The following is a 17,768-nucleotide window of genomic DNA, read 5'->3' as shown; positions in this document are numbered from 1 at the left end:
TAACCCCATTAGCCTGAAATAAAAACAGGCGCTATTTTCAGCGCCTGAGAGAGAAACTGCAATGATTAAAATACTCTCAATACTTATCAGAAGATATCGTTGAGCATCACGCCCACACCAACACGGGTCTGATTGAAGTTATAGTCAATCAGCGATTCGCCGTAACCGCTGTAAACCTGGGTGTAAAGACGTACATGCTTCGTAATGGGGTAACTGACACCCAACTCAGCGCCGCCGTAACCGGTATTCCAGTTGTACTGACCTTTCGCACTTAAGACGGCGTCACCGAGGTGATAACCCAGTTTGAGCTGATAGTAGCCCATATATTTTGTGATATCCGGGTTATCATCAGTGCTGCCGATGACGTACCACGGCTTAACTTCCACCAGCCAGTTACCGTTTTCAGCCATCAGACGAGTATAAAGACGGTTCCAGCTACGCGAGGTCGGATCGGAACGACCGTTGGAATCATGGTTATAGCCCATTTCGACATCACGAAGCGTCCAACCGGCAAAGCGGTAGTCTGTGGCGAAACCGAGGAACAATTGCGGTTCGTAGTTGGTTTCGCGAAACGGTGAAGACTCTTCACTGTTAGAAAGCTGCCACCAGGATTTCTGGGTATAGGAGCCGCCGAGTACCGAATTTGGGCCTAATATCCCGCGCCACAGCGGAAACGCCAGGCTTAGCTGAAACTTAACCTCATCTTTGCGCGCATTTTCGGACCAGCTATAGCTGCTGATCGCCTCTTTGTTCATGTCGCTGGTATTAGTGTAGATAAGATAGTTAGTGTCATAAGGATAAAGCGTGAAAGGGTTGTCATGTTCCTGCAGCATGTTGGCGATAATACTGCCACGAACCGCCGGTGCATCATGAATCTCTTTCACTGTCGCTTCCTGCGCATACGCGGTCAACGGCAGCATGACTGCTGGTAGTAACCATCCCAGAATCGCCCGCATCGGTACTGTTCTCCTGAACCAAAATATTGATGAATTGTATAATTATCTGGCAAGTATTCTACATACTTAGCGAGTTCCTCGTTAGTTATCCCGTCCTAAAGTAGAAAACAACAAATAATAAGCATAATATCAACATTTCATTAACTATTAAGATGTAGGGATCATATGTCTGCCGTACTTACTGCTGAGGAAGCGCTGAAGTTAGTGGGTGAAATGTTTGTCTATCATATGCCGTTTAACCGGGCGCTGGGACTGGAGCTTGAACGCTATGAGAAAGAATTTGCTCAATTAGCCTTTAATAATCAACCGATGATGGTCGGCAACTGGGCGCAAAGCATTTTGCATGGCGGCGTGATCGCCTCGGCGCTGGACGTCGCCGCCGGACTGGTGTGCGTTGGCAGTACGCTAACCCGCCATGAGACGATCAGTGAGGACGAACTGCGTCAGCGGATGTCACGCATGGGAACCATCGATTTGCGCGTTGATTACCTGCGTCCAGGGAGAGGGAATCGCTTTACCGCCACCAGCAGCCTGCTGCGGGCGGGTAATAAAGTCGCCGTGGCACGCGTGGAACTGCATAACGAAGAACAGCTTTATATTGCCAGCGCAACCGCCACTTATATGGTGGGGTAAGCAGCCAAAAAAAGGTAAACTGCTGTTACATTTCTGCAATGAGTTTTCCCGATGGATGCTAAACAAACGCGGCAGGGCGTGTTACTCGCTCTTGCTGCTTATTTTATTTGGGGTATCGCACCTGCCTACTTCAAGCTGATTTACTATGTCCCGGCGGATGAGATCTTGACGCACCGTGTCATCTGGTCATTTTTCTTCATGGTGGTGCTGATGAGCATCAGCCGCCAATGGTCGGGTGTCAAAACGCTGCTCCAAACGCCAAAGAAGATCTTCCTGCTGGCGCTCTCGGCGGTGCTCATCGGCGGAAACTGGCTGCTGTTCATTTGGGCGGTCAATAATCACCATATGCTGGAAGCCAGCCTCGGCTATTTTATTAACCCGCTGGTGAATATTGTGCTGGGAATGCTTTTCCTCGGCGAACGCTTTCGTCGCATGCAGTGGCTGGCGGTACTGTTAGCCGCATGCGGCGTGCTGGTACAGCTGTGGACCTTCGGATCGCTGCCAATCATCGCGCTGGGACTGGCGTTCAGCTTTGCGTTCTATGGCCTGGTGCGCAAGAAGATTGCGGTCGAAGCACAAACCGGCATGCTGATCGAAACCCTGTGGCTTTTACCCGTTGCAGCCATCTATCTGTTTGGCATTGCGGACAGCCCAACCAGCCATATGGGGCAAAACCCGATGTCGCTCAATCTGCTGCTGATTGCTGCGGGTGTCGTGACCACCATACCGCTGCTGTGCTTTACCGGCGCGGCAACCCGCCTGCGTCTGTCGACGCTGGGTTTTTTCCAGTACATTGGCCCTACGCTGATGTTCCTGCTGGCGGTAACGTTCTACGGTGAAGTACCGGGTGCGGACAAGATGGTCACTTTCGCGTTTATCTGGGTCGCGCTGGCGATTTTCGTAATGGATGCGATTTATACGCAACGACGGGTTCGTCGGAGCTAGGGGATTGCCGGATGGCGCTTCGCTTATCCGGCCTACAAAAACACATCACCGTAGGCCGGATAAGTCACCGCCATTACAGCCAGTTCTTGCGCTTAAAGTACAGATACGGCGCCAGACCGGCGAGCATCATAAAGACAATCGCCCCAGGATAACCAAAGCTCCAGTGCAGTTCCGGCATGAACTCAAAGTTCATCCCATAGCTGGACGCCACCAGCGTCGGCGGCAGGAACACCACAGAAACCACTGAGAAGATCTTGATGATGCGGTTCTGCTCGATGTTGATAAAACCCATCGCCGCCTGCATCAGGAAGTTAACCTTCTGGAACAGCGATTCATTGTGCGGCAGCAGAGATTCGATATCGCGCAGGATCTCACGCGCCTGCTCCAGCTGACTGCCCGGCAACCGCGCTTTACGCACCAGGAAGTTCAGTGCGCGTTGGGTATCCATCAGACACAAGCGTACCTTCCAGCCGATATCTTCCAGTTCCGCCAGCGTCGACAGCGCTTCGTCATATTCATCGCCCTGACGCCCTTCCATGATCACACGGCTGAGTTTTTCCAGGTCGCTGTAGATGTTTTCGATCTCATCCGCCAGCTGTTCAATTTTGGTTTCGAACAGGTCGAGCAACAGCTCGTAGGCATTGCCATCCACCATAGCCTGGTTACGCGCACGCATGCGGTACAGGCGAAAGGCCGGCAATTCGCGCTCACGCAGGGTAAACAGACGGCCTTCGCGAATAGTAAATGCGACGGTTGAGTTACCCGCGTGATCGTCGGCATCTTCATAAAAGAAGAAGGAGTGAATGTGCAGACCGTCTTCGTCTTCAAAAAAACGCGCGGATGCTTCGATGTCTTCCAGTTCAGGGCGCGTAGCCAGATTCTGGCCCAAGTCCTTTTGCACACGGTTTCGTTCTTCGTCATCCGGCTCGACTAAATCGACCCAAACCGAACTGGCCAGGTGCTCGATCTCGTCTGCCTCAAGGCGAGTTAAACGATTGTTTTCCAGTTGAAATGCGCTCAGCATGACCGGGACTCCCAATGCAAAAAATTATCGGACAGTTCGGAGGGCACACAGAAACAAATTGGGTTTCAGACCATTAAACAGCCTGACTCAGCGCGACGGGAAAAACAGAAGGTCGCTGACAACCGCGAAGGCTATCAGCAAAAAGGGATAGCCTTAGGAGTTGATCCTGGATGACAGGATAATGAGCCAGTATCTACTGGGTGTGTCCAAGGCGAATGTCCTCTTAGCGTAATCGTGCGCGCATGTTACGCCAGCAAAATTTTGACGTCAACACGCAACGAAACGCTAGCCTGGATAAATTACCTGCTCATCAGTAAGGCTAGCAGATCGTTACAAAATAATGATATTTTTCTGAAAGTTATACCGTTTCCAGTCGGGCATAGGCCGCCACCAGCCATTTGATCCCCTGCCCCTGGAACGCGACCTGCAAACGACTGTGCTCGCCGCTGCCTTCCAGATTGACAATGGTGCCCTCGCCAAACTTGGCATGGCGTACGCGCTGGCCAAGCTTATAGCCGGTATCGTTTTCCGCCATTGGCGTGCCCATTCGCTGATGGCTTACCGGGCGGCTGACCGTGGCGCGCAGACGTACCTCTTCAACACACGCTTCCGGCAGTTCACCAATAAAGCGCGACGGGCGATGGTAAACCTCTTTGCCGTACAGACGACGCGTTTCGGCGTAGGTCAGCGTCAGCTTTTGCATCGCGCGGGTCACGCCGACGTAGGCCAGGCGGCGTTCCTCTTCGAGACGTCCGCCTTCGTCCAGCGACATCTGGCTGGGGAACATGCCTTCTTCCATGCCGACGATAAACACCTGCGGGAACTCCAGACCTTTCGCCGAGTGCAGGGTCATCAGCTGAACCGCATCCTGCCAGGTATCCGCCTGCCCTTCGCCCGCCTCCAGCGCGGCGTGAGACAGGAACGCCTGCAACGGCATTAAGTCTTCATCTTCCTCGTTGTAGCTAAACTGGCGCGTTGCCGTCACCAGTTCGTCTAAGTTTTCGATACGCGTCTGGCCCTTCTCGCCTTTTTCCTGCTCGTACATCATGCGCAGGCCGGAGTCTTTAATCACCCGGTCAGTTTGCACGTGCAGCGGCATATCGGCGGTCTCCTGTGCCAGGGCGTCAATCAGCTCCATAAAACGCTGTAAGGCGCTGGCAGCGCGCCCCGCGAGGGCTTTTTCCTGCAACAGCTCACGACAAGCCTGCCACAACGTTAGCTGGCGGTCACGGGAGGTCTGACGCACCACATCTAAAGTACGATCGCCAATCCCGCGGGTCGGTGTATTCACCACGCGCTCAAATGCGGCGTCGTCATTGCGATTAGCGATCAGGCGCAGGTAAGAGAGCGCATCTTTGATTTCCTGGCGTTCGAAGAAGCGCATCCCGCCATAAATCCGATACGGCATGCTGGCCTGTAACAACGCCTCTTCCAGTACGCGCGACTGGGCGTTGCTGCGGTACAGAATAGCGCATTGTTCAAGCGCGCCACCGTTGTCCTGCCAGGTCTTGATGCGGTTAACCACAAAACGCGCTTCATCAAGTTCGTTGAACGCGCAGTAAAGCGAGATCGGTTCACCGTCGACACCGTCGGTCCACAGCTTTTTACCCAGACGCCCGTTGTTGTTCTCAATCAGGGCGTTAGCTGCGCTGAGGATATTGTTGGTCGAGCGGTAATTCTGCTCCAGACGAATGGTTTCTGCGCCAGGGAAATCGGTGAGGAAGCGCTGGATGTTTTCCACCTGCGCCCCGCGCCAGCCGTAGATCGACTGGTCGTCATCACCCACGATCATCACTTTACCGGTATCGCCCGCCAGCAGGCGGATCCAGGCGTATTGAATGTTGTTGGTATCCTGAAATTCGTCCACCAGGATATTGGTAAAGCGTTCGCGATAGTGCTGCAGGATATGCGGCTTGTTGAGCCACAGTTCATGGGCGCGCAGTAGCAGCTCGGCGAAATCCACCAGCCCGGCGCGATCACACGCTTCCTGGTAAGCCTGATACACTTTCTGCCAGGTTTGCTCAACCGGGTTGCCATAGCTCTGCAGATGGTGCGGGCGCAGCCCTTCGTCTTTCTGACTATTAATAAACCACATCGCCTGACGCGGCGGCCACTGCTTCTCATCCAGGTTCATCGCCTTGATCAGGCGCTTAAGCAGACGCAGTTGGTCTTCGCTGTCGAGGATCTGGAAATCCTGCGGCAGGTTGGCATCCATATGGTGCGCGCGCAGCAGACGGTGCGCCAGACCGTGGAACGTCCCCACCCACATACCGCCCTGGCTGGTTCCCATGATCTGACCAATACGGTGGCGCATTTCCGCCGCCGCTTTATTGGTAAAGGTTACCGCCATAATCGAATACGGCGAGTTGTTCTCTACCGTCAGTAACCAGGCGATACGGTGCACCAGCACGCGCGTTTTACCACTCCCCGCGCCTGCCAGAACCAACATGTTGCTGCGTGGCGCGGCCACAGCCTGGCGCTGTTCGTCATTGAGGCTATCGAGCAGGTAAGAAACGTCCATTGGCACCGCCGGAATCAACAGGGCCCAGCCGGACCCCTGGGAATTTATACAGAGTTGTTGGTGATTATATCAGCGAGGTCAGAGATGCCAACTGTGAAATTTCGATATGCGGCAGCAAACGACTGTCTGCGGTGTGCATCAGGTCGGCATTTTCCGGTTTGATCCAGCAGGCCTGCATACCACAACGGATGGCGCCCGCGACGTCTGTCGTCAGGTCATCACCCACATGTAGGATCTCACCTACAGGCATTTTCAGTTTTTCCGCCGCCAGCGTGTACATGTCGCTGAACGGTTTTGATCGTCCGTCGGGGCCGGCGCGCAGCACAAACTCAAAGTAATCACCCAGGCCAAACAGTTCCGGCTGCGCGTTACCGTTGGTGATCGCCACCAGCGGCCATTTGCGAGCCAGCGCTTTCAGCGTGTCATGCGTCGTCTGTGGGACTTCAATGCGGCTACGCCATTTGGCAAAATTCATCATCGCCGCATTCGCCCCCATTCTGGCTTCTGCCGCTGACAAACCCGCCTCCAGCATAGCGCGTTCTACGGCCCGGTGACGCCATTGGGTAACATCGTGATAGATTTCCGGCTCGGCGTCGCGAACGGCCTGACGCAAGCGCTGTAGGTCGCTATTTTGCAGCGAATTCAACGCCGGATGGTAATTTTGTACAAACGCGAGCGCTTCCTGCTCGGTGCGTGTGATAACGGGACGGTTATCGTAAAGGGTGTCATCAAGGTCAAAGGTGAGCGCAGAAATGCGCCCCAAAGGCCGGTAAAAACGCATTATTTCCCCCGTTTGGCGCGCGGATGCGCCGCATCGTACACTGAAGCCAGGTGTTGAAAATCAAGATGGGTATAGATTTGAGTTGTGGAGAGATTGGCATGACCCAATAACTCCTGCACTCCGCGCAGATCGCCGCTCGACTCCAGCATATGCGTCGCAAAGGAGTGGCGTAATTTGTGGGGATGTACGTGGCTGTTCAGCCCCTGCTTGATACCCCATTCAGCAAAGCGTTTCTGCACGTTACGCGCCGAGATGCGTTTGCCCAGTTTGGACAGAAATAGCGCATCGTCATCGCAGCCAAAGAGTCCGCGCAGATCCAGCCAGTGCTCAATCCACGCCACCGCATTGCGGCCAATCGGCAGGCGACGCTCTTTACTGCCCTTACCCATCACCCACACTTCGCCGGTGTCGAGATCGAGATGTTTAATATCCAGCCCAACCAGTTCAGATAAACGCAGACCCGCGCCGTACATCACTTCCAGCATCGCTCTATCACGCACGGCAAGGGGGTCGTTGAGATCGATATCCAGCAGACGATTAACGTCGTCGACATCGATATTTTTAGGCAGATGACGCGGTGCTTTCGGCGCGGAAACGCTTTTTGCCGGATTGGCTTTCAGTTCGCCCTGATTAACCAGCCAGTCGAAGAAACTGCGTAACGCGGAGAGACGCAGCGCCAGACTCGCCGGCCCCAATCCTTTACGACGGCTGCGAACAGCAAAACTGCGGACCATGAGCGCATCACATTGTTGCCAGCTTTGCAGACCGGTCTCTCCAGCTAACGCAATGATGGCATCAAGCTGACGCTGATAATTAAGCAAGGTGATCGGGCTAAGCTGACGCTCAACGCCCAGATAGCGCAAAAAGCGCGCCACATCCTGAGAAAGGGGTGAATCGGTCATACGCGTTCAATCCAGCGCTCCAGCAGCTCCGGCAACATCAGCGAGATTTCCTGCAGCAATTGCGTGCCTTGCCCCTGCTGGTAATGATTAACATCACGACTGCTAAACAGCATCACGCCAAGGGATCCATCCTGCCCGAGCATCGACATCGCGACTGAGCCTATGGCTTTCGCCTCCGGCATCATGACCAGCAATTCAGGACCATTGAGCGGCCCAAGATAGTGCTGCGACTGGCCCAAACGCTGGATACGCAACGGTTCAAAAGCCTGACGGCTTAATGCCAGATGGGTGAATTTTGAGGGCGCGCCTAGTCGCCAGCGATCCGGGAACAGACGAACCGTCGCTCCTGCCAGCCCTAACTCACGCGCCCAGCGATGAAATCGCATCAGCATATCGTCAAGGCTGCTGGCCGCCACCAGACGTCCTTGCAGATTTAACAGACGATAGAACAGGCTTTCATTGGCGTTGGCCTGTTCCATCAACAGCGCCATGTTCTCTTCCAGCACGTTAATATGATTACGCGCCCGCGCCATATGCCATTCCACTAAAGAGACCGTGCCCCGCACTGGGTGCGGAACTCGCATCGCTTCAACAGCCTGGGCATTACGGATAAAAAACTCAGGATTACGTTGCAGATAATCGACGACCGCCCGATCGTCGAGCTCCATGAGCGTTTCCTGTAGTTCTTCCCCTGGTTGCTTCATAAGTGAATAAATCCGTCGTAGACATGTGCCGCCGGGCCAGTCATATACAGCGGATGACCCGGACCTTTCCAGGCGATATCAAGTCGACCGCCCGGTAATTCCACCCTCACTTCTTCTGCCAGCAGCCCCTGCTGGATACCGACTGCAACGGCGGCGCATGCACCGCTGCCGCAGGCCTGCGTTTCACCCGCACCGCGCTCATAGACGCGCAGTCGGATATGCTCGCGTTTTACCACCTGCATAAATCCGATGTTGGCGCGTTCAGGGAAGCGTTCATGGCTTTCCAGAACCGGTCCCAGTGTTTCTACCGTGGCCGTATCAACATCATCAACCTGAATCACGCAGTGCGGGTTCCCCATTGAAACCACGCCGCACAATACTGTCTGTTCGGCCACGCGCATAATATAGGTCTTCTCTGCTTTATTAGCGCGAAAAGGAACCTGCGAGGGTTCAAAATTGGGTTCGCCCATATTCACCCGCACCAGCTCGTCGTCGGTTACGGTTAATACCATACGACCATTCGCGGTACTGACGCGAATATCGCGCTTATTGGTCAGCCCTTTCAGGCGAACAAAACGGGCAAAACAGCGGGCGCCATTGCCGCACTGTGACACTTCACTGCCGTCGGCATTAAAAATACGGTAGTGGAAATCCAGCTCCGGATCATACGGAGGTTCAACCACCAGCAGTTGATCAAATCCAACGCCGAGATGTCTGTCGGCCAGGCGGCGGATCAGCTCTGGTGAGAAAAAGACATTCTGCGTTACCGCGTCGACGACCATAAAATCGTTGCCAAGGCCATGCATTTTAGAGAATTGCATCATTCACTCCGTTCACGCGGGTACAGAAATGTAAAATCTATTCCTGCCGTTAGTAATTCACCTGAGAAGGCCCATCACTAATCCCACGATCGTTTTTCTCAGGCGTGGTGGATTGCGATTGCGGCTGAACGCTCTTGGTCGGAGGCGGCGCGGTTTTATCAGCTGGCGGGAAATAGAGCGGGCCTTTTAGCCCACAGCCCGTCAGGCTGAACAGAGTAAAAATGACAGCGAGTGGCTTTAACACGTTTTTCATTATTGATGGCCTGTAAAGTTCATGCTTTCTGTTTTCTATCATCGCAGGAGAAGGCGTAAAAGCAAGAGTTTGGCTAAAAACTGCATCGCGATTTATTCCACGTTATACTGCGGGCATCAAGAAAAATAGGATAAGAAAATGAACGACAGTGAATTTCATCGCCTTGCTGACACCCTGTGGATGACCATTGAAGAACGTCTGGATGACTGGGATGGCGACAGCGATATTGATTGTGAGATCAACGGCGGCGTTCTGACCATCAGTTTCGAAAACGGCAGCAAAATTATCATTAACCGTCAGGAGCCGCTGCACCAGGTATGGCTGGCGACCAAACAGGGCGGCTACCATTTTGACCTGAAAGGCGACGAGTGGATCTGCGACCGAAGCGGCGAAACGTTCTGGGATCTGCTGGAACAGGCGGCAACGCAGCAGGCAGGTGAAGAGGTGAGCTTCCACTAAGTGTGATTGCCGGATGCGCTTCGCTTATCCTGCCTGGGTATCTCGCGCATTTGGAGGCCGGATAAGGTGTTTACACCGCCATCCGGCACTATGCTTAAGAGAAATACTGCTGCAACTGCGGCGCGTCGTTGTCCTGATTAACGGGCGGAACAGCGCTAATCGGCTGGGTGCGGAACGGAATCACCTGCGCGCGCCCGTCGGTTTTCACAATCTGATAGAACTGCGGCAGGTTAAAGTTGATGAAGCTGGAGCCGTAGGTAAAACGATCGTGCGACGATGAGTAGAAACGGCTGACGTCGCGTACCAGTTCCTCTTTACTACCTTCGCAGTGGTGATACACCTCAGCCCGATTGCTTTCGTCCAGAATGTAGATATTAAAGCCCTGCTCATCACCCGTTTCTTCGAAAAAGAACTGAATGATCCCTTCACTGGCAAATCCGTCCACCACCGACGGGAGTTTCACATGGTTGGTCTCAACCTGGACGGAAAGCCCGTGCAGTTTGTTATGTGAAATCGCGCCATAGAATTCAATCGCGTTTTCCAGCTTCTGTACCGAGACGTTCAGGCGTTCGAAGAACAGCCCCCACGTCTGGCCGGAAACACGCAGCGCTTTGAAACGTCCGGTTTCCTGACGGGTGCTGGAGAGGCGTAGTTCGATGCACTCAGACACCAGTTGCTGAACGCGGGTGCGAATTAAACCGCGCAGATGCTGGCTATAGCAGAAAACCTCGACGCTATCTGGCGGCGCGGCATCCTGGTGCATTTTGCCCAGAATCGTTTTTAACGCTTCAATCATCGCCTGCTCGCCGTTGAAGTGCAGCGTACGTACTTCATTCCACGAGTTGCGGTACAGCAGGTCTACGCTACCCACCAGGCATTTTTGCTCTTCACCAAAACTGAAGACGTCCAGCTTACGGAAATCAAAATGCACCACCTGATTGCGAAACGCTGCCGTCGGGTCATATTCGAGGTTAACGATAATCGCCAGATGGCGAATTTCGCATGGGCTATAGAGCGCTTTCGGCGTTGGCGCAGGCAGTCGCAGAGGGAAGTGGTGCGACACGTCGGCGACCATTTCCTGCAGCTTCGGCAAATCAACAATGCCGTTGCCCTTAATAAACAAATGCGTACGCGAGGTCAGCAGGCCATTGAACCAGGCCCACGCCACCAGCTTGTTGAGATAGCGGTTATATTCCAGCGGCTGATGGCTGATGATCGAGTCCATGTTAGGCGCGCGGTTGTAGAGATACCAACCCGAACGGTTGGCACGACCCGGCGGTACATGGATAAAGGTCAGATTCGGTTCCGAGAGATCCGGAGATATCTGCGGGTTCACCAGCGTGACCTTACCCGGCAACGCTTCAAACGCAGCATACAGCTTACGGGTCAGCACACCGATATCCTGCGGGCTGGCGCTGACGCTGAGGTTATTGCGCCGCGCAAAGCGGATCAGGTTACGATAGCTCTGCATCATCGCATCGAGCAGTTCGTTATGCGCTTCACGTACCTGGTCAATCTTCCAGTTAGCGCGGTTATCCAGCATGGTCAGACGGGTGTCATCCCAGCCCCACTCTTTCACTAACTGACTTAATACTTCACGACGCCAGCCCACGCAGGCGCGCTCACGGCTCAGTTTCTCGCACACTTTTAAGTAGAAACATCGACGTACTAAATCCAGGCGCGTCGGATCTTCGATCGCCGTGAGGTACTCGGTAACGCGCTCCAGCATCATGCAGTAAGGGTCGAGACCAAAAGAGACGATCTCGCCGTCATGCAAGCGCTGTTTAATGTCTTTCGCCAACAGGCGTGGGTTGGGATATTCCCAGGAATAGGCTTCCAGCAACAGCGTTTTCAGCACCGCTTTGTACGGGGAGTCGATACTCTTGTACAACTGCCAGAGGCTGGCGCCAAAGTACTCTTCGGCGGAAAGCGAACTGAGTCCGCCGAGATCCAGCCATTCATTTGGCGTTAACACCCCCTGTGCGTAGAGCGTCATGACGTAATCGTCGTAGTGCTCTTCTTCGTCGCCCGGCACCATATTCCACAGAATACGTTTACCCGCGAGGCGCACAGCGGTGCGATAGAATTCATCCAGCAACAGGATATGCTGCGTCGAGCCACAGTCCTCACCACCCAGACTGCCGCTTTCATTGTGACGGAAACGGTTTTCGTCAATCAGGAAGAAACTGACTTCCACGCCCAACGAGGCCGCCCAGCTTTCCAGCAGGCTACATTTACGCTGCAGCAGTTGGCGCTCTTCGCTATCCAGCCAGGATTGATGGCAGACCCAGATATCAAGGTCAGACGAACAGCTTTGCCCTACCGAAGAGGTACTGCCCATTGAGTAAACGCCGGTGATCGGCAGTTCGCCCTTCGGCGGGTCCTGCGGCGACATACCGCGGTACAGTTCCAGCTCGTTCAGGTAGTGGCGTTGGGTTTCATCAGGCGTGTAAAGGCATATGCCCTTGGGAACGTTACCATCAAGGTAACCCGGCATCAGCGGATGGTGGTAGTGCAATAATGTCGGCAGCAGACTGTATACCTGCTGGAAAGCAGGTCCCATGGCAGCAAGCGCGCGATCCACACGCAGTTGATTTATGGCATCCAGTCTCTGTTTCAGAGTCTCAATATAGAGGTACAAGACGTATCGCCTGATGTTGCATCCGTCATGGCGTCGATAGCAGCGGCGCAAACGCTCACCACCCTCGTCATCAGTCCGGATAAACCGTATGTCAAAAATAACCGTTACCTTTTTCCCCTGCACTTTTATTAGTTACAGATGAAAAAATGGTCTAAAACGTGATCAATTTAACACCTTGCTCATTGACCGTAAAGAAAGATGCGCTACATACCAGTGTAGCACCGTTCGTTACGTGTAAATTCCTTCATACGGTCGGGAGGTTTTTCTCGTCATTATTCACTGACAGTGATGATGCAGCGCCTTTTCCTCTCACTTACGTTTGAGCGTAACGCTGACATCCCTTTGATAAGGATGTTAGGATGGTCAATGATTGATAATGACGGTAACAAGCATGTTAGACAATGTTTTGAGAATTGCCACACGCCAAAGCCCCCTTGCGCTCTGGCAGGCACATTATGTCAAAGACGCCTTAATGGCAAACCACCCAGGTCTGATCGTGGAACTGGTTCCTATGGTAACCCGTGGCGATGTGATCCTTGATACCCCGCTGGCGAAAGTCGGAGGGAAAGGGTTGTTTGTTAAAGAGCTGGAAGTCGCGCTGCTGGAAAAACGCGCCGATATCGCCGTGCATTCCATGAAGGATGTGCCGGTTGAATTCCCTGACGGTCTTGGACTGGTCACCATTTGCGAGCGAGAGGATCCGCGTGATGCTTTCGTCTCAAATAAGTACAACACGCTGGATGAACTCCCCGCAGGCAGCATCGTTGGGACATCCAGTTTGCGTCGCCAGTGCCAGTTGGCGAAGCGTCGCCCGGATCTCGTCATCCGTTCGCTGCGCGGCAACGTAGGCACGCGCCTCAGCAAACTGGATAACGGCGATTATGACGCCATTATTCTGGCGGTCGCTGGATTAAAACGTTTAGGTCTTGAGTCGCGAGTCCGTACCGCTCTGCCGCCGGAAGTCTCCCTGCCCGCTGTCGGACAAGGCGCAGTAGGCATAGAATGTCGACTGGATGATATGCGCACTCAGGCGCTGTTAGCGCCGCTCAACCATGAAGAGACGGCGCTACGCGTCAAAGCAGAACGCGCCATGAACACCCGCCTGGAAGGGGGATGTCAGGTACCTATTGGTAGCTATGCCGAAATCATCGACGGTGAGATTTGGCTACGTGCGCTGGTCGGCGCGCCAGACGGTTCACAGATGGTATGCGGAGAACGTCGCGGCGCCACACAGGATGCCGAACAGATGGGCATCTCTCTGGCAGAAGAACTGCTGGAGAACGGTGCGCGCGCCATTCTGGCTGAAGTTTATAACGGAGAAGCACCCGCATGAGTATTCTGGTCACCCGCCCGTCTCCCGCTGGGGAAGAGTTAGTGAGCCGTCTGCGCACACTGGGGCAGGTGGCCTGGAGTTTTCCGCTCATCGAGTTTTCACCTGGTCGGGAACTGGCGACGCTTGCTTCCCGACTGTCGGCGCTGACGGAGAACGATCTGGTCTTCGCCCTCTCGCAGCACGCCGTTACCTTTGCAGATGCCGAGCTTCAGCAGCAAGAGAAAAGCTGGCCATCCCTTCCGCGGTATTTTGCCATTGGCCGTACAACGGCGCTGGCGCTGCATACTGTTAGCGGCTTCAATATTCACTACCCTCTGGATCGGGAAATTAGCGAAGTCTTGCTACAATTACCTGAATTACAAAATATTGCGGGAAAACGCGCGCTTATATTACGCGGCAACGGTGGCCGTGAGCTGATAGGTGAAACCCTGACGGCACGCGGAGCCGATGTCGATTTTTGTGAATGTTATCAACGCAGTGCAAAATATTACGATGGTGCAGAAGAAGCGATGCGCTGGCAATCCCGTGGCGTAACCACGGTGGTTGTCACTAGCGGAGAGATGCTACAACAACTCTGGACGCTCATTCCACAGTGGTATCGTGAGCACTGGTTACTACGCTGTCGGCTGCTGGTCGTCAGTGAGCGTCTGGCGCACCTCGCCCGGGAACTGGGCTGGCAAGATATTAAGGTCGCTGATAACGCCGACAACGATGCGCTACTACGCGCATTACAATAACTCTCATAATGGGATGCCATAATGACGGAACAAGAAAAATCCTCCGCCGTGGTTGAAGAGACCAGGGAGGCCGTGGAAACCACGTCACAGCCAGTTAATACTGAAAAAAAGAGTAAGAACAGCACCGCGCTGATTCTGAGCGCTGTGGCGATTGCTATTGCGCTGGCAGCAGGCGTTGGGCTGTACGGCTGGGGGAAACAACAGGCAACAACACAAACGGCAACCAGCGATGCGCTGGCGAACCAGCTGACGGCACTGCAAAAAGCGCAGGAAAGCCAAAAAGCTGAGCTGGAAGGCATTATTAAACAGCAGGCAACGCAGCTGGATGAAGCCACTCGCCAGCAGGCCGCGCTGGTCAAACAGCTTGATGAAGTCCAGCAAAAAGTCGCCACCATCTCCGGCAGCGATGCTGGAACATGGCTGCTGGCGCAGGCTGATTTCCTGGTGAAACTGGCTGGTCGCAAATTATGGAGCGATCAGGACGTCACTACCGCCGCGGCGCTGCTGAAAAGCGCCGATGCCAGTCTGGCAGATATGAACGACCCGAGCTTAATTACCGCGCGACGTGCGATTACTGACGATATCGCGAGCCTCTCCGCGGTGACTCAGGTCGACTATGACGGCATTATCCTGAAAGTGAATCAACTCTCTAATCAGATCGATAACCTGCGTTTGGCCGACAACGACACCGACGATTCACCGATGGACTCGGACAGCAGCGAGCTTTCCAGCTCGATTAGCGAATGGCGCGTCAATCTGCAAAAAAGCTGGCAGAACTTTATGGACAGCTTTATCACCGTGCGCCGTCGTGATGAAACTGCCGTACCGCTGCTGGCACCGAACCAGGACGTTTACTTACGTGAAAATATCCGTTCCCGCCTGTTAGTAGCTGCACAGGCCGTGCCGCGTCATCAGGAAGAGACATACCGCCAGGCGCTGGAAAATGTCTCCACATGGGTGCGTGCTTACTACGACACCGACGATGCAGCGACCAAAGCGTTCCTTGAAGAAGTAGACCAACTGAGCCAGCAAAGCATCAGTATGGATGTCCCAGAAACGCTGCAGAGTCAGGCTATTCTCGACAAGTTAATGCAGACCCGCGTACGTAATTTACTGGCGCAACCTGCCACAGCACCGGTAGCAGCAGCGCCAGCGCCTTCGACAGACGCTCCGGCAACCGCGCCGCAAGGAGAATAATGATGCTAAAAGTATTGTTGCTCTTTGTGCTGTTGATCGCCGGGATCGTCGTCGGTCCGATGATAGCCGGTCATCAGGGCTATGTGCTGATCCAGACGGATAACTACAATATCGAAACCAGCGTGACGGGCCTGGTGATCATCCTGATCGTCGCCATGGTCGTCCTGTTTGCGATTGAATGGCTGTTGCGCCGAATTTTCCGCACCGGCGCACATACCCGTGGGTGGTTTGTGGGTCGTAAACGTCGTCGCGCCCGTAAGCAGACCGAACAGGCGCTGCTCAAACTGGCAGAAGGTGACTATCAGCAGGTTGAGAAGCTGATGTCGAAAAATGCCGATCATGCAGAACAGCCAGTAGTGAATTACCTGCTGGCGGCAGAAGCGGCTCAGCAGCGCGGTGACGAAGCTCGCGCCAACCAACACCTTGAGCGTGCTGCCGAACTGGCGGGAAATGATACGATCCCGGTAGAAATCGCTCGCGTTCGCCTGCAACTGGCGCGTAATGAAAATCACGCCGCACGCCACAGCATAGACAAACTGCTGGAAGTAACGCCACGTCATCCGGAAGTGCTGCGTCTGGCTGAGCAGGCCTACATTCGCACCGGCGCATGGAGTTCCTTGCTGGATATCATCCCATCCATGGCAAAAGCGCATGTGGGTGATGACGAGCACCGCGCTATGCTGGAACAACAGGCATGGGTTGGCTTGATGGATCAGGTCCGTGCCGATCAGGGCAGCGAGGGGCTGCGTGCATGGTGGAAAAACCAGAACCGTAAAACCCGTCATCAGGTTGCTTTGCAGGTAGCAATGGCTGAACATCTGATTGAGTGTGACGATCACGATACGGCGCAGCAGGTCATCATTGATGGTTTGAAACGTCAGTACGATGACCGCCTGGTGCTGCCAATCCCGCGTCTGAAAACCAATAATCCGGAACAGATAGAAAAAGTGCTGCGCCAGCAGATTAAAGCCGTGGGCGATCGCCCGTTGCTGTGGAGTACGCTGGGTCAGTCGTTAATGAAGCATGGGGAATGGCAGGAAGCCACGCTCGCCTTCCGTGCCGCTCTCAAACAGCGCCCGGATGCCTATGACTACGCCTGGCTTGCTGACGCGCTGGACAGACTGCATCAACCGGAAGAAGCCGCCACCATGCGTCGTGATGGCCTGATGTTGACGTTGCAGAACAACAATCCCCCGCAGTAACTCCTGAATGCCCGGTGGCGCTTTCGCTTACCGGGCCTACATATTTTTCATCTCGTATACACAAAATCATTCGAGAAACAGCTCGAAGGATTTTGTGTATGCATAAAAAAACGCCCACTCGGTAAGGAGCAGGCGTTAAACAGGTCTGTATGACAACATAAATGGGTGCTTCACTCAACGTTATGTCCATGGTGTTTGATGAGGCTACGCGACATCTGTCTGTGGACGATAAGCACCGTAAATGGCTCTGCATCATTCCTGAGTTTATGAGGCCAGAGGGCGAACATAAGAGATGGAATGAGCATCTACCCGCATATTATTGCACAAGGCATGCCACGATTGCACTGCAAAAACCAGGTATTCGGACTTTTTAAGACATCAGGTAATTCGCGGGAATAAAGGCTGAGAAGGGAAAATCAGAAAACAAAAAACCCCGCCGAAGCGGGGTTCAAAATTGGTCGGCGAGAGAGGATTCGAACCTCCGACCCACTGGTCCCAAACCAGTTGCGCTACCAAGCTGCGCTACTCGCCGTTTTACTGCTTTTTGAATTTTTAGTTCAATTCTTTAAGTCGTGGTGCGAGGGGGGGGACTCGAACCCCCACATCCTAAGGACACTAACACCTGAAGCTAGCGCGTCTACCAATTCCGCCACCTTCGC

The 17,768-nt window shown here is 54.0% G+C and carries 17 protein-coding genes and 2 tRNA genes; 7 read left to right on the top strand and 12 right to left on the bottom strand.

Annotated features, from left to right (window positions below; translation table 11 throughout):
* Positions 1–86: 86 nt before the first annotated feature.
* Positions 87–956: a phospholipase A gene (gene pldA, locus OGV57_RS01150; RefSeq protein ID WP_003017916.1), complete on the bottom strand. Its 870-nt coding sequence runs from the start codon at positions 954–956 to the stop codon at positions 87–89.
* A 165-nt stretch (positions 957–1,121) separates the two neighbouring features.
* Between pldA and yigI the strand changes: the two genes are divergently transcribed.
* Positions 1,122–1,589: an acyl-CoA thioesterase YigI gene (yigI, locus tag OGV57_RS01145; RefSeq protein ID WP_003017917.1), complete on the top strand. Its 468-nt coding sequence runs from the start codon at positions 1,122–1,124 to the stop codon at positions 1,587–1,589.
* Between the two features lie 51 nt (positions 1,590–1,640).
* Positions 1,641–2,534: an EamA family transporter RarD gene (gene rarD, locus OGV57_RS01140; RefSeq protein ID WP_003841213.1), complete on the top strand. Its 894-nt coding sequence runs from the start codon at positions 1,641–1,643 to the stop codon at positions 2,532–2,534.
* Positions 2,535–2,607: 73 nt separating this feature from the next.
* On the opposite strand, the gene corA is transcribed toward rarD, so the two are convergent.
* The 8 genes from corA to lptM form a co-directional block, all read right to left on the bottom strand.
* Positions 2,608–3,558 (bottom strand): magnesium/cobalt transporter CorA, encoded by a 951-nt coding sequence (gene corA / locus OGV57_RS01135; RefSeq protein WP_003017920.1) that lies wholly within the window; start codon positions 3,556–3,558, stop codon positions 2,608–2,610.
* Positions 3,559–3,711: 153 nt separating this feature from the next.
* Positions 3,712–3,768 (bottom strand): YsgD/CorL family protein, encoded by a 57-nt coding sequence (gene ysgD, locus OGV57_RS01130; protein WP_212723238.1) that lies wholly within the window; start codon positions 3,766–3,768, stop codon positions 3,712–3,714.
* Between the two features lie 148 nt (positions 3,769–3,916).
* A complete protein-coding gene (uvrD, locus tag OGV57_RS01125; protein WP_003017922.1) occupies positions 3,917–6,079 on the bottom strand; it encodes a DNA helicase II in 2,163 nt (720 codons plus the stop codon).
* A gap of 64 nt (positions 6,080–6,143) precedes the next feature.
* Positions 6,144–6,860 (bottom strand): 5-amino-6-(5-phospho-D-ribitylamino)uracil phosphatase YigB, encoded by a 717-nt coding sequence (gene yigB / locus OGV57_RS01120; RefSeq protein ID WP_003017925.1) that lies wholly within the window; start codon positions 6,858–6,860, stop codon positions 6,144–6,146.
* Positions 6,860–7,762 (bottom strand): tyrosine recombinase XerC, encoded by a 903-nt coding sequence (xerC, locus tag OGV57_RS01115; protein ID WP_003841210.1) that lies wholly within the window; start codon positions 7,760–7,762, stop codon positions 6,860–6,862. Before xerC ends, yigB begins: the two co-directional genes overlap by 1 nt.
* Complete coding sequence (locus OGV57_RS01110) at positions 7,759–8,466, bottom strand: DUF484 domain-containing protein (protein ID WP_003841208.1); 708 nt, start codon at positions 8,464–8,466, stop codon at positions 7,759–7,761. Before OGV57_RS01110 ends, xerC begins: the two co-directional genes overlap by 4 nt.
* Entirely contained in the window at positions 8,463–9,287 is an 825-nt protein-coding gene (gene dapF / locus OGV57_RS01105; RefSeq protein ID WP_003841207.1) for a diaminopimelate epimerase, read from the bottom strand. Before dapF ends, OGV57_RS01110 begins: the two co-directional genes overlap by 4 nt.
* Positions 9,288–9,336: 49 nt before the next feature.
* The gene (gene lptM, locus OGV57_RS01100; RefSeq protein WP_003017937.1) at positions 9,337–9,540 is read right to left on the bottom strand and encodes an LPS translocon maturation chaperone LptM; all 204 of its coding nucleotides are present in this window, start codon (positions 9,538–9,540) and stop codon (positions 9,337–9,339) included.
* A 138-nt stretch (positions 9,541–9,678) separates the two neighbouring features.
* On the opposite strand from lptM, the gene cyaY reads away from it, so the two are divergent.
* Positions 9,679–9,999 carry an iron donor protein CyaY gene (cyaY, locus tag OGV57_RS01095; RefSeq protein WP_003017943.1) on the top strand — a complete coding sequence of 107 codons (321 nt, stop codon included), beginning with the start codon at positions 9,679–9,681 and terminating at the stop codon, positions 9,997–9,999.
* 94 nt (positions 10,000–10,093) lie between these two features.
* Here the strand turns inward: cyaY and cyaA are convergent, their stop codons facing one another.
* The gene (cyaA, locus tag OGV57_RS01090; RefSeq protein WP_003017946.1) at positions 10,094–12,640 is read right to left on the bottom strand and encodes a class I adenylate cyclase; all 2,547 of its coding nucleotides are present in this window, start codon (positions 12,638–12,640) and stop codon (positions 10,094–10,096) included.
* 391 nt (positions 12,641–13,031) lie between these two features.
* On the opposite strand from cyaA, the gene hemC reads away from it, so the two are divergent.
* From hemC to hemY, 4 genes are read left to right on the top strand one after another with little or no spacing between them, the layout of a single operon-like run.
* Positions 13,032–13,973, top strand: coding sequence for a hydroxymethylbilane synthase (gene hemC, locus OGV57_RS01085; protein ID WP_003841203.1), 942 nt, complete (start codon positions 13,032–13,034; stop codon positions 13,971–13,973).
* Positions 13,970–14,710 (top strand): uroporphyrinogen-III synthase, encoded by a 741-nt coding sequence (gene hemD, locus OGV57_RS01080; RefSeq protein WP_005133323.1) that lies wholly within the window; start codon positions 13,970–13,972, stop codon positions 14,708–14,710. The genes hemC and hemD overlap by 4 nt, the downstream gene beginning before the upstream one ends.
* A gap of 21 nt (positions 14,711–14,731) precedes the next feature.
* Complete coding sequence (gene hemX / locus OGV57_RS01075; protein ID WP_003017955.1) at positions 14,732–15,907, top strand: uroporphyrinogen-III C-methyltransferase; 1,176 nt, start codon at positions 14,732–14,734, stop codon at positions 15,905–15,907.
* Between the two features lie 2 nt (positions 15,908–15,909).
* Positions 15,910–17,109: a protoheme IX biogenesis protein HemY gene (hemY, locus tag OGV57_RS01070; protein WP_003017958.1), complete on the top strand. Its 1,200-nt coding sequence runs from the start codon at positions 15,910–15,912 to the stop codon at positions 17,107–17,109.
* 455 nt (positions 17,110–17,564) lie between these two features.
* Here hemY and OGV57_RS01065 read toward each other — a convergent pair.
* Both OGV57_RS01065 and OGV57_RS01060 read right to left on the bottom strand, forming a co-directional pair.
* Positions 17,565–17,641, bottom strand: a tRNA-Pro gene (locus OGV57_RS01065).
* 41 nt (positions 17,642–17,682) lie between these two features.
* Positions 17,683–17,768, bottom strand: a tRNA-Leu gene (locus OGV57_RS01060).

The organism is Citrobacter sp. Cf087 (assembly GCF_030334285.1).
Taxonomy (GTDB): Bacteria; Pseudomonadota; Gammaproteobacteria; order Enterobacterales; family Enterobacteriaceae; genus Citrobacter; species Citrobacter freundii.
Note: the sequence above shows the minus strand (reverse complement) of the source record. Positions and strands in the feature narration are given on the sequence as shown.

Bases quoted from the DNA above. Each gene is read 5' to 3' on its own strand.
- corA (WP_003017920.1), bottom strand. From the start codon at position 3,558: ATGCTGAGCGCATTTCAACTGGAAAACAATCGTTTAACTCGCCTTGAG.
- xerC (WP_003841210.1), bottom strand. From the start codon at position 7,762: ATGACCGATTCACCCCTTTCTCAGGATGTGGCGCGCTTTTTGCGCTAT.
- yigB (WP_003017925.1), bottom strand. From the start codon at position 6,860: ATGCGTTTTTACCGGCCTTTGGGGCGCATTTCTGCGCTCACCTTTGAC.
- pldA (WP_003017916.1), bottom strand. From the start codon at position 956: ATGCGGGCGATTCTGGGATGGTTACTACCAGCAGTCATGCTGCCGTTG.
- dapF (WP_003841207.1), bottom strand. From the start codon at position 9,287: ATGCAATTCTCTAAAATGCATGGCCTTGGCAACGATTTTATGGTCGTC.
- OGV57_RS01110 (WP_003841208.1), bottom strand. From the start codon at position 8,466: ATGAAGCAACCAGGGGAAGAACTACAGGAAACGCTCATGGAGCTCGAC.
- hemD (WP_005133323.1), top strand. From the start codon at position 13,970: ATGAGTATTCTGGTCACCCGCCCGTCTCCCGCTGGGGAAGAGTTAGTG.
- hemY (WP_003017958.1), top strand. From the start codon at position 15,910: ATGCTAAAAGTATTGTTGCTCTTTGTGCTGTTGATCGCCGGGATCGTC.
- yigI (WP_003017917.1), top strand. From the start codon at position 1,122: ATGTCTGCCGTACTTACTGCTGAGGAAGCGCTGAAGTTAGTGGGTGAA.
- hemX (WP_003017955.1), top strand. From the start codon at position 14,732: ATGACGGAACAAGAAAAATCCTCCGCCGTGGTTGAAGAGACCAGGGAG.
- hemC (WP_003841203.1), top strand. From the start codon at position 13,032: ATGTTAGACAATGTTTTGAGAATTGCCACACGCCAAAGCCCCCTTGCG.
- cyaY (WP_003017943.1), top strand. From the start codon at position 9,679: ATGAACGACAGTGAATTTCATCGCCTTGCTGACACCCTGTGGATGACC.
- rarD (WP_003841213.1), top strand. From the start codon at position 1,641: ATGGATGCTAAACAAACGCGGCAGGGCGTGTTACTCGCTCTTGCTGCT.
- lptM (WP_003017937.1), bottom strand. From the start codon at position 9,540: ATGAAAAACGTGTTAAAGCCACTCGCTGTCATTTTTACTCTGTTCAGC.
- uvrD (WP_003017922.1), bottom strand. From the start codon at position 6,079: ATGGACGTTTCTTACCTGCTCGATAGCCTCAATGACGAACAGCGCCAG.